Below are 17,327 nucleotides of genomic sequence, written 5' to 3'. Positions count from 1 at the left end.
AAATTAGCCAAGACATAAATAAACGCAAATAAAACCGCTCAACACCAGACTAGTTTTCATCTAATTTTAAATTATACCCACCCCCACCATTTTCGACCGCATATAAATTATTTTTATATTTAAAAGTTGATGGATGTGCATCTAGAACTCTGTGCTCAGCCCAAAACACATGGTTGGCGTCTTTTGAAAAGCGGTCTGAAACAACAGTGAAGGTCTCTGGATCTGCACCAGAAATAGCTGTGCCATAGTAAAAAACTTGTTTTCCTATGCGGGTAAATGCTTTGTCGCTCTGATCCAGAACGACGACATCTTCAGGCTTAACGCCTGCCAGCTTTTCAGTCCTCGAATAGACATCGTTGTTATAAGCATAGAAGTCGTTGGTAATGTCTTCAACATCATCACTCGGAACCAGAATCACCAATTTCTCGTCTAAATGGAGTGATCTCCACTTCCATAGCTTTTGCAGTTCATCTGCGTCGGATCGACTTATCTCCGATGGCTTTTTATTTTCAACGATATTCCCATTGTAATATATATTATTCCTATCCTTTGAAATGGCATCATTGAACACTTTAAAGGTCTCCGGATCACTTTCCGGAATAGGAAAATTAAAGTAATAAGCCTGATTCTTATCTTTCCTGTAATATGGAGAAATAACAGTAAACCCATCAGGCACCATGCCTTCAACTACCTTACCATGAGAATAAACACGAAAATCGTCCTTCGCATATTCGTCGTTGATAGGTTTAAAGCTGCCAGCTTCTCCACTAATGACCTCGCCATTATAAAGTACTTGTTCACCATACCTGATGTATCTATCGTTAGCATCAGGAATTACTGCAGGGGTCACTTTACGTGGTATTTTTATGTCGATGTAATAATATAGGTAATTCTTATCCATGGCGTATGAGCCAGTAAGGTAAGAGAAAGACGCTGGATCGGCTCCATCAATGACCTCTCCATAGCAGAAAACCTTACCATTACTAATAAGGTAGCCTGAATTAGCACTGTTTTTTTCAAACTCTGATTCAACAAACTCTACTGAGCTGGGGTTAGCCCCTTCAACAGCTTTTCCGTCGTAATAGACCTTATTTATGTCCTTTGCGTAGGACTGATCAATCACCTCAAAAGTGTCAGGATCCGCTCCCTCAATGTCTGCACCCCCAACTTGAAAGAAGTTGCCATCCATAACATAAATTACTTTGTTGTCACGCATGTAATATTGATTACTGACTTTACTGTCATAAGCGATAGCGTTATATGTACCTGGATTACTGACATAAAATGAAAAAGCAGCAAATACAACAGCACAAACTATAAATATAACTAAAAATGCAACTCCAATCCAAATTAGCACTTTCATTCAATTGTTCCAAAGGTTAGATATTATATTCACACGTCAGACAATGCGAAGATTTCACGGGCGGCTTGAGCCCCAGATTATGCATCAATGAGTTTCCTGTATTGCTCCAAGGGAAGCTCGTGCTCAACCCACGTCTCTTTGTATTTACTTGGCCCACCCCGCGTTTTCAACGATATAGGATATAGATAGACTTAATTTATTTTCCTGGATAGCGCTCAGGTAGCCGGCACCGTAGCACCAGCGAAGGGAACCAAAAGCGGCGAGCTTGTTAAATTTTCACCCGACAACGCTAGGTGGCAGGTAGATGGTAAATTCGTTTATTGGTTCTATTAGAACGCTATAAGGAGCGCTTTGCTCTCCTGCTTCAACGATGCCCAGATCAGACAAAAGCTTGAAATTAGCCGACTTTAGTTTAGCTGGCTTAACCTTAAGCTCTTTGTGCCACACCCGATATGTACCTAGCTTTTTGTCTCTTCGATAATAGAAACCAGCAAGCGGGTGTGTGAGATAAACCAGTGCCGACTCAACATCAGGAAAACCAGGAAACTCTAACTCGTCGGATTCCGATTGAACCAATTCAGCTGAAGCTTCAGCCCACTTGGATGATGTTTCCATGCGGTACTTTTCATACAATCCGGTTGATTCATTTAAGTAACAATCGAAATGTACTTTTCCGGCATGCCACGGCAAATTCCATAGATATCTTGGGACCGCTAAAGCCCACGAATCAAGCGTTGTGCCAAGGAACCATACGCAACGTTCACGAGTCTCAGTATCGATTATATAAATACGATAGTTTGTCTGCCCCATAGTAAATTTTGGGAACGGGAACACAGCTGAAGTGAAATCGACATCAATAAAAGGGACTACTGATATTAAACCCATAGCTTGACCGTCCATTTCTACTACATCGAGTTGAAATCGGTCAGGGAATATCCCTTTGAACCTCTCCGCTGGAACAGCGTAAGTGATGATCGCGAAATGCTTCAGGCCACAAAGCACGTCTATGCCCTTCGGCTTCGGTCTCTCTATCAGATAATCTATCAGCTTTCGCGATTCTTGCACGATGCTTCCTTGAAAATTAACGCTCGGCTTTGCAGCGTGCCTGAGCGTAGCGTAGGCGCGTACGACAACAGCCTCTGGTTAAATACAGTTGAATGCGCATAACCTATTGCTAAGTGAGTTACTGCAACTGGAGGCTATAATGGCCGATCTATACAACACAACCGTCCCAAAAAAAGCCGCAAATTTGTCGGTTAACAGCGACTTGCTGAAAAAGACACGCGCTCTGAACATTAACCTGTCGGCGACCCTTGAGCGAGCATTGAAAGAAGAATTAGCAAAGCACAAGGCTGACCAATGGGTAGAGGAAAACCGGACAGCAATCAAACGCTACAACGAGTTCGTCGAACAGCACGGCTGTTTCGGGGACGAATTTCGGGAGTTTTGATGGCTCAGTTCGACGTTTACCAAAACCCGAGCAAAATCAGTGAGACGTATTATGCGTACTTAGTGGATGTTCAAAGCCCTCTTCTGAAAGGTCTCGTAACTCGTACCGTTATTCCACTGGGCAAGCGTTCGGCATTCGGCGGCCAAGCCATGCGAGGCCTCACACCAGAAATAACCGTTGCGGACCAGGAACTGCTGTTGCTGACACCTCAAATTTCTTCAGTGCCTGAAAAACAGCTGAAAAATCCAATTGGCTCCCTATCGCACTTCAGGGACCAGATTGTTGGAGCTCTGGATCTTGCAATCACTGGTATTTAACGCGAAGCTTGGCGGCAATTTTGCAGCCGCAAAGCGGTGGAAAAATTGTCCGGCAACAGCGGTTGGTTATGCATTACTCGTAGTAGCTCCAGAGCCTGAGAACTTTCACCACTCGCTCGTCATCGAGCACTTGGTAGACCAGACGATGCTGAATATTGATGCGGCGTGAATAGGCCCCCGCAAGATCACCAATGAGCTTCTCAAATGGAGGCGGCTTACGGTATGGGTCTTCCGCTATCAGCGCTAATAGTCCCTGGGCTTGTGGCTTGAGGCCGCTGGAGGCCAACTTCTTTGCATCTTTCTGGGCTTGCTTTGTATAGACCAACTTCCATGTCACCAGTCCAGCTCCTCATCGCATTCATCCACGGGGGTATCCATCCCCTCACGAATAGACTCCCGCATGCCCGGTACCGACAATAGGTACAGTGTTTCCTGAATTGCAGACCAATCTTCTTCGGACACCAAGACGGCCCTGTTTCGTTTACCCATGATGATGATTGGTTGGTGGGACTCGGCAGTTTCGTCGATCAATCGATAAAGGTTGCTGCGCGCCTCAGTTGCTGTGATTCCGGTCATGACGCACCTCTTGCGTGTTTAACTTTTAACCGATTGTACGCCTTTACGTACGTGCGTCAAGACGAACGCCCTGCATAACGCCCGCTATCACCGGTGACAAAACCGTAGCGAAGCGGAGGGTTTGGCATCCGGTGCATGGCATGGTTATGTGGTGCCTGCCTCGTTGGTCTGAGGAACTCACCAACCTTCGTACCGTATTCCATTTTGTTGCAGAAAGTTTCCCTCTCTTTCGAGGTAACTTTCCGTTCGGCGAGTATAGCTCTCTCCTTCTTTTTTATGATCATAAGGTTTTGCCTGATATCGCCCAACCTCAATGGCATTTTCCCCACGATTCATGATCCAGAGCACCACAGTACCGCCGGGTGCCAACCCCAGCACAAGCGTGTCCCGAGGCCGAACAGCAATCTCACCAAAGCTTTCAAACGGTGCGGGCTCTTTCATTTTCTCTACAATCTCGTCTGGATTTTCCAGCTTGATCACAGCCTCGTAGGACTGCTGCTCTGCGAATGAGAACCAACGTATCAGGAACAGTTCAGGGGTGGTTTGCCATTCAGCGCCGGACAACGGAGCGCTTTTCCAGCAACAAGAGACAATCCCAAATGGACGACGCCAACCTATATCCTCTGACAAGGACTCAATATAAAACTTGTCCACCCAGACATCGTAATGCCTGGGTGCCACAACACCGATACTCCGATAAGTCGAGTTGGGACCTGGCTTTGATCCTTCGGAGGCTGTCTGCTCCGAGCACCCTGACAGCATAAGTAGGCATACAGTGAGTACAAGGCTTTGCATCTTCATGGCGGCTCACTTGGTCTTGTTTGGATGGACAACACGTCGACCATATTTGGCCGGCTGGAAAGGATATAGCGGCCCAAGTCTCAGGTAATGATCGGAATGGTGAATATAGCGTTGCTTCAGCATCGCCCTGGATTCTGGGGTCATCAGCAATTCGCTGCCATGCCATACGTGGGCGGCGAGGTTTCTTGCGACGGTTATTAACTCATCTGGAAGAGAAAGTGACGAGTCTTCAGGATCAATTACATCGAAAGGTACACCTGCATCAACCGCCAACTTGTGCATCAGGTAAAGCGGGATGCGGGAATATTCGCCCCGGACTTCTCGATCCAGCCACAGACGAAGCGTGACGTCTCCCCCGGACAAACCACGTTGGCGCTCTTGTTCTATCTCCAGCGTGGCCGGCGGATTCAGTGGCCCAATCCAGCCCTCGTTTTTAATCAGTGCGCGCTCCTGCAGCATGCGAGAGAACTCAAAACTCGCTTCGGGATTACGGCGATCCTTTCCTTTTACCACGAGGGGCGAGCGAACTTCGATACGCTCCTGAAAACGATCCGGGTAACCACCGCCAATATCAGAATGAGCACCCGGCAACATCCATTCACTGAAATGTTCGGGTAAGTTTCCGGATTCATTTCGCAGGCTGTTCAGCGAAAAGTTGTGTCGGCGTTCATCCCGGGCAACAAATTGCACGGTTCGCTCGACATGCTCCGGCTGTACGTTAACGTTGATGCGCCCCGTATCGGCATCGTGGGCAGAGAAATCAAGGTTATCCAGGTCGGCAACCGCAGCAACGGTGTCAAATAGCCCTAGAAAACGGACCGTAACCTTGTTCGGCCAGGGAATTCCCTCCCGCTCGAAGGCCTTAACCAATCTACCTTTATACTCGCCATGTAAAGAGCCGGTGGTGTCATAAATCTCCCGGCTAACGAAATGCTGAGCGGTTGCTGCTCCACGGCTGAATCCAAACACGTCGAGGACTAGTTCGTCGATGGGTTCGGTGACGGTACGGCTTAATCGGAAAGCGAAATCATTACTGCCATCCTCGATTTTTTTCAATATGCCTTGCTCCCCAAGGCCAAGCCCCATGCTCGGACCGTCATCGGGATCACCAGATTTTGTACCGACACCAGGCACATAGGTTGAAAGCCTCACTATGGTCTCGCCATTTTCGCCTTGACCACCTGTTCTCTGATACAGGTTCTCAAGCTTGGACACATTGGTTTCGGCATTGAGGTAGCTACCACCCATAATCTGCGACAGTTCACTGCTGCATTCTTCTTTCGAGATGGCTCCGGCTGCATTAGCCGTCAGACACTCGTCCATCTGCTGCTGATACGTTTGGGTATTGTCGCGGTTATTGCCTGTGCCATCGAAAAAGATGCCGGCTTCAACCCGGACTATGGGACGATCCTCTTTTTCGGACGAATCATCTGGTGATTCGTCCGAAATGCCTTCGTCAATCAATGCGCCTTTCTGCGCAGCTTTGCGCAGAAATTCCTGCGGGTCTTTATCGAGCAGCTCCTTGGCGGTAGGGGTAAGCTGGCCTTTGTCATCGAGCGCACCCGCCATGGCAAAATCCACAACCGGAGCGGTGTTGGTGGCGACACCCAAAAGCACCCGTGAATTACTGCTAACAATAGAGCCGCCATGGCTGGTGGGACTGCCAAGATACGCCACCGGCATACCATCAGCCAACGCCAGCGGATAGCCTTGAGTAATAACCGCACCGCAACCGGTGACATCGCCTACCCGGGCAATGGGCTTACCTTCAACAAGGATGCTTGAGCCGTTTGGAATAATGGGGGAAGATCCGTGCCCTTTGATCGGGCAAGCGTGCATATCGCCGACGCAGGCGGCAATCAAATTGCTCATGGTCAGAGTTCCTTTCTATTTAGGGGCAGCTTCCTGGCTACCCGTAATTAAATATTGTTCAAAATCCGCGATCATAGCGCGGTTGGCACCACATAACGCCGCCATCACGCGCTTGTCGCGTGGATGGCCTTGTTAGCATCTGCTATTTCATGTTGGCTAAAAACTTGAATACCATGTCGGCGTAGCAACGCTGCTGTAACACCCATGCCGGGAATTCGATTACTCGAAAAGCTACCGTCATAGACAAATGAACTTCCGCAAGAAGGACTAGATTCAGCCAGTATAGCTATTTCAATGCTGAACTTTTTGCACAATTCTAGGGCTATTGAAGCACCTGCAATAAAATCGTCGGTAACAATATTCCCGCCATTTTCAACAACATCAGCTTCGCCGTCTAATACATTGCTCCCGCTTCCTTTGGAAATCTCTGCAGGTTTCCTAGGGATACTCATTCCAGCCTCAACTTCGGGACAAACTGAAACAATTCGGCCTTCAGATATCCACCTCTCTATAAGCTGGTCATTCACCGAAAGGCTCCCACCATCGTATCGAACCCTTTTCCCTAAGAGGCATGCACTCATTAATACTTTTCTCAAGTTTCTAGACTCCTGTATTGTGGTGCTAACGCTTAGGTAACCGGCGCCGGAGCGCCAGCGAAGGGAACCAAAAGCGGTACGCTTTTGGTGTCCGGTTGACCGTCTGGTTATGAGTTCCCTGATGGCTCAATCTCTTCTCCGAACATGATTCGATGACCCTCTGGTGTTGCTACACCAAACTCACGTAAGCCCCAGGGTTTAACCGATATTGCCTGAAAAATCTCGGCGCCGGATTGCTGATAGTCGCGATAGAGGTCGTCAATGCCCACGCAGTTCACATACGCGAAGTACGAGTGGTCATGCGTATCACGTGCCGAAAGCTCATCCGGACAATGCCCCAACATGATATGAAAGCTGCCGAGACTCAAGAACGACCAGCCGTCCACGCGGAACCGGACGGAGAACCGAAGCTTGTCGAGAAAGTACCCCTCGGTCGCCTCAAGATCCCTGACCGCCAGAACATGCTGAGTTGTTTTTACGTCAAACACTGATGACTCCCTTCACGAGTGTGGATACTCATAACGCCGAGCGAAGCGGCGCGTCTCACGCGTCCGCCTTACGCGTTTTGATACTGATTGAGCCTTCTCCCCAGCCCGGCGGTTACCCGCTAAGCTGGAAGGCGACCAAGCACTACAAGGGAGAAGACTCATGAACTTTTACCATAGCACTCACCGTCATTATTGTGGAATCGACCTGCACGCTCGCAGCCTGTATGTCTGCATTCTCGACCAACAAGGCGAGGTGTTGTTGCACAAAGAAATCAAAGCCCGACCGGAACCGCTACTGGCACTGCTTGAACCCTTTCACGATGACCTTGTGGTGGGCGTTGAATGCATGCACTGCTGGTACTGGATCTCGGATCTGTGTGAAGAACACGGCATCCACTTTATCTTGGGTCATGCGCTTTACATGAAGGCCATTCATGGCGGCAAATCCAAGAATGACCGCATCGACTCTTTCAAGATTGCGATGCTCATGCGTGGTGGTAATTTCCCTATGGCCTATGTCTATCCCAAGAAGATGCGTGCCACACGTGACTTGTTGCGACGTCGCACCCGCATCGTCCAGCATGGCGCCATGCTCAAGGCCCACGTCGTCAATACCGTGAGTCAGTACAACTTGCCGCCCAGCAAGGCCAACCTCAACAACCCCGGCGGTCGGTTACAGCTCGCCTCGGCTTTTAGCGATCCGGACGTTCAACGGAACGTCGATCTGGATCTCGCTATCGTCGACAGCTATCAGCACGAGCTCAAAAAACTCGAATGGCACCTGGAACAGCAAGCCAAACAACACGACCCCGCCTCGCTTACTGTGCTGAAAACCATTCCAGGTGTGGGCCGCATTCTCGCGCTGACGATTCTTTACGAAGTCGGCGATATTCAACGCTTCGAATCCGTTCAGAAATTTGCCTCCTACGCTCGCCTGGTGAAGTGCAAAGCGGAATCTGCTGGCAAGGTCTATGGCACTCAGGGCAACAAAATTGGCAATGCCCATCTGAAGTGGGCCTTCTCCGAAGCGGCGGTTCTATTTATCCGCAACAACGATAAAGCCAAACGCTATGTCGAAAAACTTCAGAAGCGCATGAACAAACCCAAAGCTCTTTCTGCGCTGGCCCACAAACTGGGGCGGGCGGCTTACTTCATGCTCAAAGACAAGAGGGTATTCGATGAACAACGATTCCTGAAAGGTTAGTCACGCCACGGGCTGAGCATGATGTCTAACTGGATCAGAGAGGATGACTGTGAAGACCGCGAGTCCCCTGACTGGCACTCGATGCCAAAGCAGTTTTCTGTCACCGATGTCGAAGCCAGAGCGACTTGATTAGCCAGTCCGTGGGCGTGCTTTAATACCATGAGCCAGTGCGCTTACACCGGTCCTGAGCCTGAACCTAACTGGAGCTACGCAGTCCGACGCTTGAATAGCGCCAGTGACCGGTTAACCGATGAATGTCTGGTGCCCCTGACCCACTGATGGAACGACCGATCAGGCAGTGGCCTGAAGCCACCTAAGAGAGCCCCTATATGTGTTTGCTGTAAGTGCCTGACAGCTCGACGAGACTAGCGAAGCAGGCGTTCTCGCTCATGGATTTAGATTGGCCGCTAGCGCGGCCAAAAAAATGACTATTGCCTATTGATTCAGAGAAGGCTTATATGTGTTAGGCTCAGTATGGACAACCATTGTCTCTGCAGGCCACATACGCCTCCAATTGCTCAACCCTCGACTTTGTTCGCTCTGCAAGACAAGCATTTCGTGCAGCGGGCCAGATCGAGCCCGAATTTTCTCGCTTTCCCACTGAATACAAACAGTCTTTATCCCGGAAGCTTTTCCACGCTAGTTGCGCTTCTTTGAACAGCATTTTCCTGCTTTCCGTTTGAAGGTGATTCATTTGAATCGAATACAAATGATCAAGCTGGTCTTCATAAAACTCCAGCATCTCGCCCGTGCAGTTGTTCATGCTTCGTTGATCACGATCACATTCGTCTTTCCAAACGTAGTCGTCAGCAAAACATAGACTAGGAACAATCAGTAAGAAAAATATAAACCTCACGGTACCTCCATAGGAAAGCTGGTGTTACCCACGAAAAGTAGACACTCGGTTATGCGCATCTGCGCTCATATTCCACCGGGCTGACATAGCCCAAGGCGGAGTGTCTTCTCTTCCGGTTATAAAACACTTCGATGTACTCGAAGATAGCCGATTTGGCTGCCCTGATCGAATCGAAACACTCGGCGTAGATCAACTCAACCTTGAGCCGGCTGAAGAACGATTCCATGGGGGCATTATCCCAACAATTTCCCTTCCGACTCATGCTGGGCACACAGTTCCAAGAGCGCAGATAATCCTGATAGCCCGTTGAACGGTATTGAACACCTCGGTCCGAATGCACAATCAAACCGGGAACCACCTCGCGGCGTCCATAGGCCATGCTCAGGGCATCTGTAATCAGCTGCTCCGTCATGCTCGTATCCAATGACCAACCAACGATTTGCCGCGAGAACAAATCCATCACCGTCGCCAGATACAGCCATCGATCGTTGACCCAGATATAGGTGATGTCGGTGGTCCATTTCTGGTTTGGACGCTCAGCGGCAAACTGACGCCACAGCAAGTTATCGGCAACATTGTTCATTGCCTCTGACGAACGGCTGTATTTAAATGCCTTGCCATTGCGAGCGCGAATAGACTTCTCCCGCATGATCCTGGCCACGTAATTGACCGAACAAGGAACGCCGGTTTCGGTTAATTCTCTGGCAATACGAGGGGCTCCGTAGCGCGCTTTGAAGCAGGCATACGTTTCCATGATGGCTGACTCTATCTCCGCCCTTCGTTGATCCTTTAAGCTTGTAGGGCGCTGCTTCCAGCGATAATAGCCACTGGCTGAGACCTGCATCACCCTGCACATAAGCCGCACGGTATACCACTGACGAAACTGATCCATCAGCGCGTACTTCACTCTTGGGACTTCGCGAAGTACGCAGACACCTTTTTTAAGAACTCGTTCTCCTTCTTAAGGGTATCCATTTCACGCCTGAGCTTGCGCATGGCCTCGCTCTCAGCCTTGGAGTAATCGACGCCACCAACCGAATTAAACTGCTTGTCTGATAGTCTCTTGAACTGCTGACGCCAGTTGTAAATCTGACCCGGGTGAATTCCCAGTTCGCGTGCCACAGCCGCAGCTGTGTTATCCGGTTGGTCAGCTCTGCGAACGGCTTCCCGACGAAATTCTTCGGTATAGGCTTGGGTCTGTTTGCGGCTCATAGAACACCTCCGTGCTAGGGGTCACCCTAACTATAGAAGGTGTCTACTATTCATGGGTAACTCGGAAAGCTAACGCTGAGCTTAGCGGCGCCACTTCAGTGGCGTCCGGTGGACGGCCCTCGGGCCGGGAACGTACTACAGCGACTGGTTAGCTGGGGGCATCAATGAAGCCCAATCCCTGGCAACCAACTTGATAGCCTACGCCGCTGCCTTTGCACCAAAACCCGGTGATGCACTGCTTATAAAATCACCGCCAACGATGCGGTGAATGAACCTGAACGTCAGAGTAGCAGGTAAGCAAGGAACCGTTTACCGGCGGACAGCCCCACGACCAGAACACTCAAGTTACTACCAACACCGCTGACCAATTGAGCTACCAGCAACACGCCAAATTTGCGGGCCTTGGCAACACCACCGCGCTACCAGATTTGCCACCCGTTTTCGGCCAAGGCCACTGGCACCCAACCACCAAAAAAAGACCAAAGCACTACCAGCTAACGCTGAAATAAGCGGCGGCCCGACAGGGACGTCCGGTGGAGGCCGCAGGCCGGAACGAACTTGATTGACTTGTTACAAAGCAAGATCACCCGTTTGCCCTCGCTGCACTGGTGAAAGCTGGTGCTCAATGACCTCATAGTGCTGTACAGAAAGGTCAGGCTCAAGCTCATAGATCTCATCTTCTGGGTACAAACGTGCCTGAGAAATGTCTGCGCCAGCGAACGCCTTGATGGCCTCCAGCTTATCCCAGTATGTGATGAGAGTAAGTTCAACTTTGCCTGCCAGAGAGCGGCGGAAAATCTGCGCGCCGAGAAACCCCGGAGTTGCTGAAGAATCCTTGATACCGGTTTCGTAAAGATAGCCCGTGAACCCTTCACTGTGGGCTTCAGGCACTCGACATTTCCATTCCCTGGCGATCATAACTGCACACTCTCCCTTGCTTTGTAACGCCTAAATTAAGCGGCGGCCCGACAGGGGCGTCCGGTGGACGGCCGCAGGCCGGGAACGAACTTGAATGATTGGTTATACATAAGGCTACCAGCCCCACCAACGTTCAACCTTGAGTATGCTGCGCCAAATACCCCCAAGAATAGATGGAAAAAGACGCGGGAGCAGCAACGCAAGCGCAGAAAATACGATAATGCAGGCAATAAGATAGGTACTTCTGAAGAACCCCGCATCAAAGTACGCCAGCTGCTTGTTAACCCCAAACCAGATCAGAGCAGCGGTCGGAACAGAGAAAAATAGAGATGCAAAGAGGCTGATTAGCCGTGATTCGAGAAAGCCGCCTTGGCTACGATTCCTTGCCATTTTGAGCCACTACTCCTTGTGTATAACGCCAATATTAAGCGGCGCCCGACTAGGGCGTCCGGTGGACGGCCGCCAGGCCGGGAACGAACTTGAATGACTGGTTAGAGGCTTTGTTTGAGGTCATGTAGGTCCACGGCCGCGGGACATATTACTGATTCCTCGTTGGCTTTCTGCGCAACGAGTTTAAAGCTCGACTTCTCAGGTCCATTCTCAATCGGTCGAACTCCATCCAGCACACATAAAACCCCAAACAAGGTAGTATCCGCTGCCTCTCGCATTGCTCTAGCCACCATATCGCGATCAGCGGACGACAATGATTTGAACCACTCCGACATCTGAACAAGCGATGGATCAGGTTTGCGCCCCGGGGGTGACTCAAAATCTTCCAGGCACCCTTCTACAGCTGAATCCCTGCACTCATTCTCAAGAGCTTTTACAAAATACTCGGGTTCCATATTGCCTCTAACGCCGAAGCACAGCGGCGACTTTGGAGTGGCGACGAAGGAGCCACGGAAAAGGCGTCCGGCGGCCATTGGCCGCGAACTGCTGCGACTTGTTATACGTTTTATTCACCGGCAGCCATTGGTGATGAAACATGGTGATGCGCAAATTGCCATACGCCACCCTCTTTAATAAAGCAGAACGTAGCACGAACGGTGTCTCGTATTTCATTTCCGTCTGGGAGACGTCCGCCACAGTCGATTAAACAATGGGCAAAACCGACCTCCTCTTCAGCTACCACTTTCAATTCTTTCAACTCGAATAAACAGGGAACCTCGAATGGGGGTTGCCACTCATCGAAGCTTTTACGATACGCAGCGGTTCCCTCGTATTGTAACGGTGCCAAAGCATCGAAGATAACGGCCTGTGGAAGATGATTGGCCAAAATATCATCCTTTTCATCATTCCGAGTTGCTTCTACCCACTGGGATAGGATCGATTCGATTTCGCTGACACTAATTGAGTTCATCGCAGACTATTCCTGTGGCTCAAATTTTGGAAAGACGTATAACGCTTGCAGCATGCGCGTCCACAGAATGGAGCCGAAGGCGCAATGTAGTGGGCGTCGCCGTGCCTGCACTGGTTATGCGAGACCATCCTCAGCCTGATAGTCCGGGAAGATTCTCCAATTATCCTCAAATTCGGCCACGTCCTTGATATTGAGAATCGCCTGCGGAGAGGCGCCGCCTCCAGGACGGCGATAGTCGTGCCTCTCCATAAAAGCCGAGTACCGGGCGACGATCTTCTTTTGTATGTCGCGCTCAGTGCAGATGAAAAATCTTGCTCCGTTGATTCCCGAATCGCCCAGCCGCACCAAAATCCAAATCAAATCCTGATGTTTAAGCGGTTTCAATGGACCAATTGTTTGACGATTATCTTCGCCGATACTGTGGTCGCACCACTTATCGATTGAGGACTGAACCAACGCACCCTTCGTACTCGCTTTAACCTGAACAGGAAATGACTTGAGAGATTCAGAGTGGACCGCTGTGACATCAAATCCGGGAACGTTTCCAGAGTAAGGAGAAGCGTAGTATCCAAGTGTCCCAAGTACAGCCGACACTAGGTGCTCACCAACCTGTCCCGTTAATTTATTCGATACACCGGATGCCATACTCTCAATTATTCCTTAGCGCATAACGCCTTGCTCACCGGAAAATTGGGAGCGCAGCGAGTAATTTTTCCGCGTGCAGCAACTGGTTATACGCTATTCTTGTGATGGCGCAGCAGAACTACCTGCCAAAATACCACCATCTACATTTAGCTCGATTCCAGTCACATATTTGGACTCTTCTGAAGCCAAATAAAGAGCCGCGTATGCTACATCTTTAGCTTCGCCCATTGTATTTAGAGGGATGTCTTTAGCAATACTTTTAATCGCATTCTCTCTTGCTTCTCCTTCGCCCAGCATGGCATCCCACATCGGAGTCAGAATTGCACCTGGGTGTATTGAGTTGCACCGAATGGAATAACCTTTTTCTGCACAGTACAGAGCCACCGTTTTAGTGTGGTTTCTTATTGCAGCCTTACTTGATGCATATGCTGCGGCACCGGGAATTCCAACGATACCTGAGCGAGAAGACAAATTTACAATGCTTGCGCTATGCGTACCTTTCATTAGCCTGATAGCTTCTTTACAGCCGAAAGCCACGCCATCTAAATTTACTCGATGCACTTTATTCCAGCTCTCAATATCTAAATTTTCAGGGTCATGTGGGCCTGCGGTTTCAAGAAACCCAGTAATACCAGCATTATTAATTAAAATATCTAATTTCCCATATTTTTCTAAAATATGACTACTAACAGTTTTCCAATCTTTTTCTTTAGAAACGTCTAAATGATGATATTCAGCTTCCCCACCAATTGCAGAGGTGACTTTTTGGCCAAGCTCATCATTTATATCGCTTAGTATTACTTTAGCACCTTCTTTACTAAACAGCTCTGCAATCGCCTGACCAATACCTCTAGCGGCACCAGTAACCAAAACTATTTTACCTTTCAATCTATGCACGATATCTCCTAGAGCGTATAACGCCTAGCATTTGCGGCGGTTTTGGAGCGAGGAACGAGCGGAAAAACCGTCCAAACCACGCAGTGGTTTATGCAACATGCTTTTGTTATGTTTCTACGATTATCAATCACCACCGCCCCCACAGTCTCCATCTCCACCATCCCCCCAAAAGCCTCCGCCAGAATTGCCATTTGAAGATCTACTTGAAAAATCCAGCATCTTTCCCTTTTTTCTACCTTTCAAAACACCAACGCCAAAAATAAAAGAAATAAACCCAAAGGGAAGGTTGGATTCAATCAATGAATAGACGCCAAAGGCAAGGAGAGCAAGACCAATTAAAAGTTGCATATTACTAATCCTTAAAACATAACGCCTCATTCAGAGGCAAATAATTGTTGGTTAAAATAGCGACGCAGGAGCAAAGCCAACTGTTATTTGTCCTGCTTGAATGGCTTGTTATATTTACTTTAACACGACAATATCTGACCAAATTAAAATAGGCATAACAACCATCATTGCCCCGAGGATAAATCGAACATAATGTACGGAATAAACTCCAGGATTGATAACATTAATAGCAGGATCTGAAGGTTTGTAGTAGACCATAAGAGGTGTCATGCTTTTGACTGAATCAAGCTTTTTATTTGCAACATCCTTGGAGGTGTAACTAGCACTAAAATCATACTCGGCTCCCTCGTATTCTTTATCACCAACATTAAACTTACACTTAATAACTGGAATATAACTTTTAACATTACTATTGGTAATATAGTTTAATGAGCACCTTAAAGAGTGCGCTTTTTCTTTTGGCCAGTTATAGCTATCTTTTGCTTCTTTGCGTGTAATAATTCCAGTGGTAAAAATAAAGAAACCTAATATCATTAACATTATCCAAGCAATCCCATTTAGGACTGGATAATTAGTAAAAAAAGCAACTGGCGCGAGGAACATGAATATAAGAAGAAAATATATTGAAATTTTATTTCTTCCCGTGACAATTTCAACAAACATTTTTGACATTTCGCCTAACCTCCATGTAAATATAACGCTTGCAGCATGCGCGCCCATGGAATGGAGCCGAAGGCGCAATGTAGTGGGCGTCGCCGTGCCTGCATTGGTTATGCACGGTCGTTCAGAGGAACTTGTTAACTAAATATATTACACCGAGCACAATACCGAACATCAGCAGACCCCATAGATCCCGCTTGGGCAAAATCCGTTGAGATTCGTAAACAGCGCTGTCATTAAGCTCTGACTGCTTTCTTTCCTTCTCTATCTCACTAAGAGCCCACTTTTTCAGCTCCGCTATCTGTTCATTAGTTTTTTGCGTTTCGTCCCTAATTTCTCTGAGAAGAGCTTTGGTTTCGTTATCCATGCATATTTCCCAAAAGTGCATAACGCTGAACGAAGCGGCGCGTCTCACGCGTCCGCCTTCCGTGACTTGTTATGGGTTTGCGTTCCGAGCACCCAAATCTTCCAAGATGTTAAAGGCCGGCTTGTTCACCAAGAAAATACACGTTGCCGTCGCAGTTACACATACCAGCAGGAAAAGGAACAAAAAACCGACCTTACCTACAACAGCTATTTGCCAACCCACAATCATCGGAGCCGCTACGCCTGATGCCAGAATACTCAGGAGGTTTATCTTCAACCGACTGAACCTCGGGTATAAGGAAATAAGCAGAGCCCAATTCGCCAGCCCCGCCAGAAATGCTGGACCAATTCCCCCGATGTAGGCTGGAAAAAGGTCAGACAAAAATCCATCGAGTGGAGTCGGGCTCGCTAGCACAAAAACAAAATAGCCAACGGGCGGACCGACAACCAGGAAAATGAAGAGCACCAATACAAAGCTGAGCAATAGAGCTAAAAACATACGGTAAGGTACCCATAACGCCAAAATTAAGCGGCGACCCGTCAGGGGCGTCCGGTGGACGGCCGCCAGGCCGGTAACGAACTTGAATGACTGGTTATGTGCTACCCGAAGAAACAGCCATTCTCGTCGGCATTCACGATAGCAAAAAATTCATCTATGGAGCGTGACTCAGGTTCCGGCGCGTAGGCATGCCATTTCAGATCACTGCGCATCCAGTAAATTTTCCAGCGTTGAGCCTTTTTGACGTAGGTAGCTTTTGCCACCGGCGACTCAATGATGGTTGATGGCTCACGAAGATGGGGCCGAATCTCGACAATTTGTACACTTTGGCCCGAAACTCGGACATCTAAATCGAGCTTGGGTCGGATAGCGACTGGTGGGCGCCGAGCCTCCAGAAACTCCGAAGCGGCACGCTCAATTTTCTTTGCTTCAAACTCGCTGAATGCCATACGGATTCTCTATAGAAGTGCCCACATAACGCTGAGCTTAGCGGCGCCACGACAGTGGCGTCCGGTGGACGGCCCTCGGGCCGGGAACGTACTACAGCGACTGGTTAGTTGGGGGCATCAATAAAGCCCAATCCCTGGCAACCAATATCGCAGCCGACACCGCTGCCCTTGCACCCGAATTCGCCGGTGCATCATTATTGAAACCACCACCAACAATGCGGTGGATGAACCTGAACATCAGAGTAGCAGGTAAGCAAGGAATCGTTTACCGGCGGACAGCCCAACGACCCGAACACTCAATTTAGAACCAGCCCCGCTGGCTAATTGAGCTGCCAACACGATGCCCAATTCGACGGGCTTGGCAAAGCTACAAAACGTCCGACTTTGCTATCCGTTCGAGGCCAAGGCCACTGGCACACAGCCACCAAGAATGGACGAGGCACTACCAAC

Annotated in this window: 24 protein-coding genes; 3 read left to right on the top strand and 21 right to left on the bottom strand. The window is 48.9% G+C overall.

All coding sequences use genetic code 11. The annotated features are described in order from the left end of the window. Positions 1-49: 49 nt before the first annotated feature. A complete protein-coding gene (locus tag Q0824_RS13740; protein WP_298451769.1) occupies positions 50-1,363 on the bottom strand; it encodes a DKNYY domain-containing protein in 1,314 nt (437 codons plus the stop codon). Positions 1,364-1,639: 276 nt separating this feature from the next. Next, positions 1,640-2,428, bottom strand: coding sequence for a DUF2071 domain-containing protein (locus Q0824_RS13735; RefSeq protein WP_298451766.1), 789 nt, complete (start codon positions 2,426-2,428; stop codon positions 1,640-1,642). A gap of 139 nt (positions 2,429-2,567) precedes the next feature. On the opposite strand from Q0824_RS13735, the gene Q0824_RS13730 reads away from it, so the two are divergent. Both Q0824_RS13730 and Q0824_RS13725 read left to right on the top strand, forming a co-directional pair. Further along, positions 2,568-2,813 carry a type II toxin-antitoxin system CcdA family antitoxin gene (locus tag Q0824_RS13730; protein ID WP_298451763.1) on the top strand — a complete coding sequence of 82 codons (246 nt, stop codon included), beginning with the start codon at positions 2,568-2,570 and terminating at the stop codon, positions 2,811-2,813. Next, on the top strand, positions 2,813-3,130 hold the full coding sequence (locus Q0824_RS13725; RefSeq protein WP_298451760.1) for a CcdB family protein: 318 nt from the start codon (positions 2,813-2,815) through the stop codon (positions 3,128-3,130). The genes Q0824_RS13730 and Q0824_RS13725 overlap by 1 nt, the downstream gene beginning before the upstream one ends. 73 nt (positions 3,131-3,203) lie before the next feature. Here Q0824_RS13725 and Q0824_RS13720 read toward each other — a convergent pair whose 3' ends face one another. The 6 genes from Q0824_RS13720 to Q0824_RS13695 all read right to left on the bottom strand — a co-directional run bounded on the left by Q0824_RS13720 (position 3,204) and on the right by Q0824_RS13695 (position 7,463). Beyond that, complete coding sequence (locus tag Q0824_RS13720; RefSeq protein WP_298451758.1) at positions 3,204-3,467, bottom strand: Txe/YoeB family addiction module toxin; 264 nt, start codon at positions 3,465-3,467, stop codon at positions 3,204-3,206. Further along, positions 3,464-3,706, bottom strand: a complete 243-nt coding sequence (locus Q0824_RS13715; protein ID WP_223134566.1) for a type II toxin-antitoxin system Phd/YefM family antitoxin — start codon at positions 3,704-3,706, stop codon at positions 3,464-3,466. Before Q0824_RS13715 ends, Q0824_RS13720 begins: the two co-directional genes overlap by 4 nt. Positions 3,707-3,883: 177 nt before the next feature. Further along, positions 3,884-4,387, bottom strand: coding sequence for a DUF2931 family protein (locus Q0824_RS13710; protein ID WP_298451751.1), 504 nt, complete (start codon positions 4,385-4,387; stop codon positions 3,884-3,886). A gap of 126 nt (positions 4,388-4,513) precedes the next feature. Further along, the gene (locus tag Q0824_RS13705; RefSeq protein ID WP_298451748.1) at positions 4,514-6,379 is read right to left on the bottom strand and encodes a DUF2235 domain-containing protein; all 1,866 of its coding nucleotides are present in this window, start codon (positions 6,377-6,379) and stop codon (positions 4,514-4,516) included. Between the two features lie 104 nt (positions 6,380-6,483). After that, a complete protein-coding gene (locus tag Q0824_RS13700; RefSeq protein ID WP_298451746.1) occupies positions 6,484-6,975 on the bottom strand; it encodes a DUF523 domain-containing protein in 492 nt (163 codons plus the stop codon). 107 nt (positions 6,976-7,082) lie between these two features. Then, positions 7,083-7,463 carry a VOC family protein gene (locus Q0824_RS13695; protein ID WP_298451743.1) on the bottom strand — a complete coding sequence of 127 codons (381 nt, stop codon included), beginning with the start codon at positions 7,461-7,463 and terminating at the stop codon, positions 7,083-7,085. A gap of 160 nt (positions 7,464-7,623) precedes the next feature. Here Q0824_RS13695 and Q0824_RS13690 point away from each other — a divergent pair, with 160 nt between their 5' ends. Then, positions 7,624-8,667 carry an IS110 family transposase gene (locus Q0824_RS13690; RefSeq protein WP_298451740.1) on the top strand — a complete coding sequence of 348 codons (1,044 nt, stop codon included), beginning with the start codon at positions 7,624-7,626 and terminating at the stop codon, positions 8,665-8,667. 469 nt (positions 8,668-9,136) lie between these two features. Here Q0824_RS13690 and Q0824_RS17370 read toward each other — a convergent pair whose 3' ends face one another. From Q0824_RS17370 to Q0824_RS13630, 13 genes are all read right to left on the bottom strand, one after another. After that, entirely contained in the window at positions 9,137-9,430 is a 294-nt protein-coding gene (locus Q0824_RS17370) for a lysozyme inhibitor LprI family protein (protein ID WP_366521676.1), read from the bottom strand. A 142-nt stretch (positions 9,431-9,572) separates the two neighbouring features. Next, the gene (locus tag Q0824_RS13685) at positions 9,573-10,415 is read right to left on the bottom strand and encodes an IS3 family transposase (protein WP_298451737.1); all 843 of its coding nucleotides are present in this window, start codon (positions 10,413-10,415) and stop codon (positions 9,573-9,575) included. A gap of 11 nt (positions 10,416-10,426) precedes the next feature. Continuing rightward, entirely contained in the window at positions 10,427-10,735 is a 309-nt protein-coding gene (locus Q0824_RS13680) for a transposase (protein WP_216008835.1), read from the bottom strand. A 570-nt stretch (positions 10,736-11,305) separates the two neighbouring features. Then, the gene (locus tag Q0824_RS13675; protein WP_298451732.1) at positions 11,306-11,653 is read right to left on the bottom strand and encodes an antibiotic biosynthesis monooxygenase; all 348 of its coding nucleotides are present in this window, start codon (positions 11,651-11,653) and stop codon (positions 11,306-11,308) included. 114 nt (positions 11,654-11,767) lie between these two features. Then, positions 11,768-12,043 (bottom strand): hypothetical protein, encoded by a 276-nt coding sequence (locus Q0824_RS13670; protein ID WP_298451729.1) that lies wholly within the window; start codon positions 12,041-12,043, stop codon positions 11,768-11,770. Positions 12,044-12,608: 565 nt separating this feature from the next. Further along, positions 12,609-13,013 (bottom strand): nuclear transport factor 2 family protein, encoded by a 405-nt coding sequence (locus Q0824_RS13665; RefSeq protein ID WP_298451726.1) that lies wholly within the window; start codon positions 13,011-13,013, stop codon positions 12,609-12,611. 114 nt (positions 13,014-13,127) lie between these two features. After that, positions 13,128-13,658: a hypothetical protein gene (locus tag Q0824_RS13660; protein ID WP_298451724.1), complete on the bottom strand. Its 531-nt coding sequence runs from the start codon at positions 13,656-13,658 to the stop codon at positions 13,128-13,130. A gap of 93 nt (positions 13,659-13,751) precedes the next feature. Continuing rightward, positions 13,752-14,555, bottom strand: a complete 804-nt coding sequence (locus tag Q0824_RS13655) for a glucose 1-dehydrogenase (protein WP_366521665.1) — start codon at positions 14,553-14,555, stop codon at positions 13,752-13,754. 123 nt (positions 14,556-14,678) lie between these two features. Continuing rightward, positions 14,679-14,903 carry a hypothetical protein gene (locus tag Q0824_RS13650; RefSeq protein WP_298451722.1) on the bottom strand — a complete coding sequence of 75 codons (225 nt, stop codon included), beginning with the start codon at positions 14,901-14,903 and terminating at the stop codon, positions 14,679-14,681. Positions 14,904-15,017: 114 nt separating this feature from the next. Next, positions 15,018-15,575 (bottom strand): DUF3592 domain-containing protein, encoded by a 558-nt coding sequence (locus Q0824_RS13645; RefSeq protein ID WP_298451719.1) that lies wholly within the window; start codon positions 15,573-15,575, stop codon positions 15,018-15,020. 112 nt (positions 15,576-15,687) lie between these two features. Continuing rightward, on the bottom strand, positions 15,688-15,930 hold the full coding sequence (locus Q0824_RS13640) for a hypothetical protein (protein ID WP_298451716.1): 243 nt from the start codon (positions 15,928-15,930) through the stop codon (positions 15,688-15,690). Positions 15,931-15,999: 69 nt separating this feature from the next. After that, on the bottom strand, positions 16,000-16,428 hold the full coding sequence (locus Q0824_RS13635; RefSeq protein ID WP_298451713.1) for a hypothetical protein: 429 nt from the start codon (positions 16,426-16,428) through the stop codon (positions 16,000-16,002). Positions 16,429-16,529: 101 nt separating this feature from the next. Next, positions 16,530-16,877 (bottom strand): DUF3024 domain-containing protein, encoded by a 348-nt coding sequence (locus Q0824_RS13630; RefSeq protein WP_298451710.1) that lies wholly within the window; start codon positions 16,875-16,877, stop codon positions 16,530-16,532. Positions 16,878-17,327 lie beyond the last annotated feature (450 nt).

This window comes from uncultured Marinobacter sp. (genome assembly GCF_947488835.1).
Taxonomy (GTDB): Bacteria; Pseudomonadota; Gammaproteobacteria; order Pseudomonadales; family Oleiphilaceae; genus Marinobacter.
The sequence above is the reverse complement of the archived record's forward strand: the minus strand, read 5'-3'. Positions and strand labels throughout refer to the sequence as shown.

What these genes read in the sequence shown, in the direction of transcription:
- Q0824_RS13645 (WP_298451719.1), bottom strand. Translation starts at nt 15,575, where the DNA reads ATGTCAAAAATGTTTGTTGAAATTGTCACGGGAAGAAATAAAATTTCA.
- Q0824_RS13740 (WP_298451769.1), bottom strand. Translation starts at nt 1,363, where the DNA reads ATGAAAGTGCTAATTTGGATTGGAGTTGCATTTTTAGTTATATTTATA.
- Q0824_RS13705 (WP_298451748.1), bottom strand. Translation starts at nt 6,379, where the DNA reads ATGAGCAATTTGATTGCCGCCTGCGTCGGCGATATGCACGCTTGCCCG.
- Q0824_RS13680 (WP_216008835.1), bottom strand. Translation starts at nt 10,735, where the DNA reads ATGAGCCGCAAACAGACCCAAGCCTATACCGAAGAATTTCGTCGGGAA.
- Q0824_RS13665 (WP_298451726.1), bottom strand. Translation starts at nt 13,013, where the DNA reads ATGAACTCAATTAGTGTCAGCGAAATCGAATCGATCCTATCCCAGTGG.
- Q0824_RS13715 (WP_223134566.1), bottom strand. Translation starts at nt 3,706, where the DNA reads ATGACCGGAATCACAGCAACTGAGGCGCGCAGCAACCTTTATCGATTG.
- Q0824_RS13640 (WP_298451716.1), bottom strand. Translation starts at nt 15,930, where the DNA reads ATGGATAACGAAACCAAAGCTCTTCTCAGAGAAATTAGGGACGAAACG.
- Q0824_RS13630 (WP_298451710.1), bottom strand. Translation starts at nt 16,877, where the DNA reads ATGGCATTCAGCGAGTTTGAAGCAAAGAAAATTGAGCGTGCCGCTTCG.
- Q0824_RS17370 (WP_366521676.1), bottom strand. Translation starts at nt 9,430, where the DNA reads ATGAACAACTGCACGGGCGAGATGCTGGAGTTTTATGAAGACCAGCTT.
- Q0824_RS13725 (WP_298451760.1), top strand. Translation starts at nt 2,813, where the DNA reads ATGGCTCAGTTCGACGTTTACCAAAACCCGAGCAAAATCAGTGAGACG.
- Q0824_RS13690 (WP_298451740.1), top strand. Translation starts at nt 7,624, where the DNA reads ATGAACTTTTACCATAGCACTCACCGTCATTATTGTGGAATCGACCTG.
- Q0824_RS13730 (WP_298451763.1), top strand. Translation starts at nt 2,568, where the DNA reads ATGGCCGATCTATACAACACAACCGTCCCAAAAAAAGCCGCAAATTTG.
- Q0824_RS13635 (WP_298451713.1), bottom strand. Translation starts at nt 16,428, where the DNA reads ATGTTTTTAGCTCTATTGCTCAGCTTTGTATTGGTGCTCTTCATTTTC.
- Q0824_RS13670 (WP_298451729.1), bottom strand. Translation starts at nt 12,043, where the DNA reads ATGGCAAGGAATCGTAGCCAAGGCGGCTTTCTCGAATCACGGCTAATC.
- Q0824_RS13650 (WP_298451722.1), bottom strand. Translation starts at nt 14,903, where the DNA reads ATGCAACTTTTAATTGGTCTTGCTCTCCTTGCCTTTGGCGTCTATTCA.
- Q0824_RS13675 (WP_298451732.1), bottom strand. Translation starts at nt 11,653, where the DNA reads ATGATCGCCAGGGAATGGAAATGTCGAGTGCCTGAAGCCCACAGTGAA.
- Q0824_RS13685 (WP_298451737.1), bottom strand. Translation starts at nt 10,415, where the DNA reads ATGGATCAGTTTCGTCAGTGGTATACCGTGCGGCTTATGTGCAGGGTG.
- Q0824_RS13660 (WP_298451724.1), bottom strand. Translation starts at nt 13,658, where the DNA reads ATGGCATCCGGTGTATCGAATAAATTAACGGGACAGGTTGGTGAGCAC.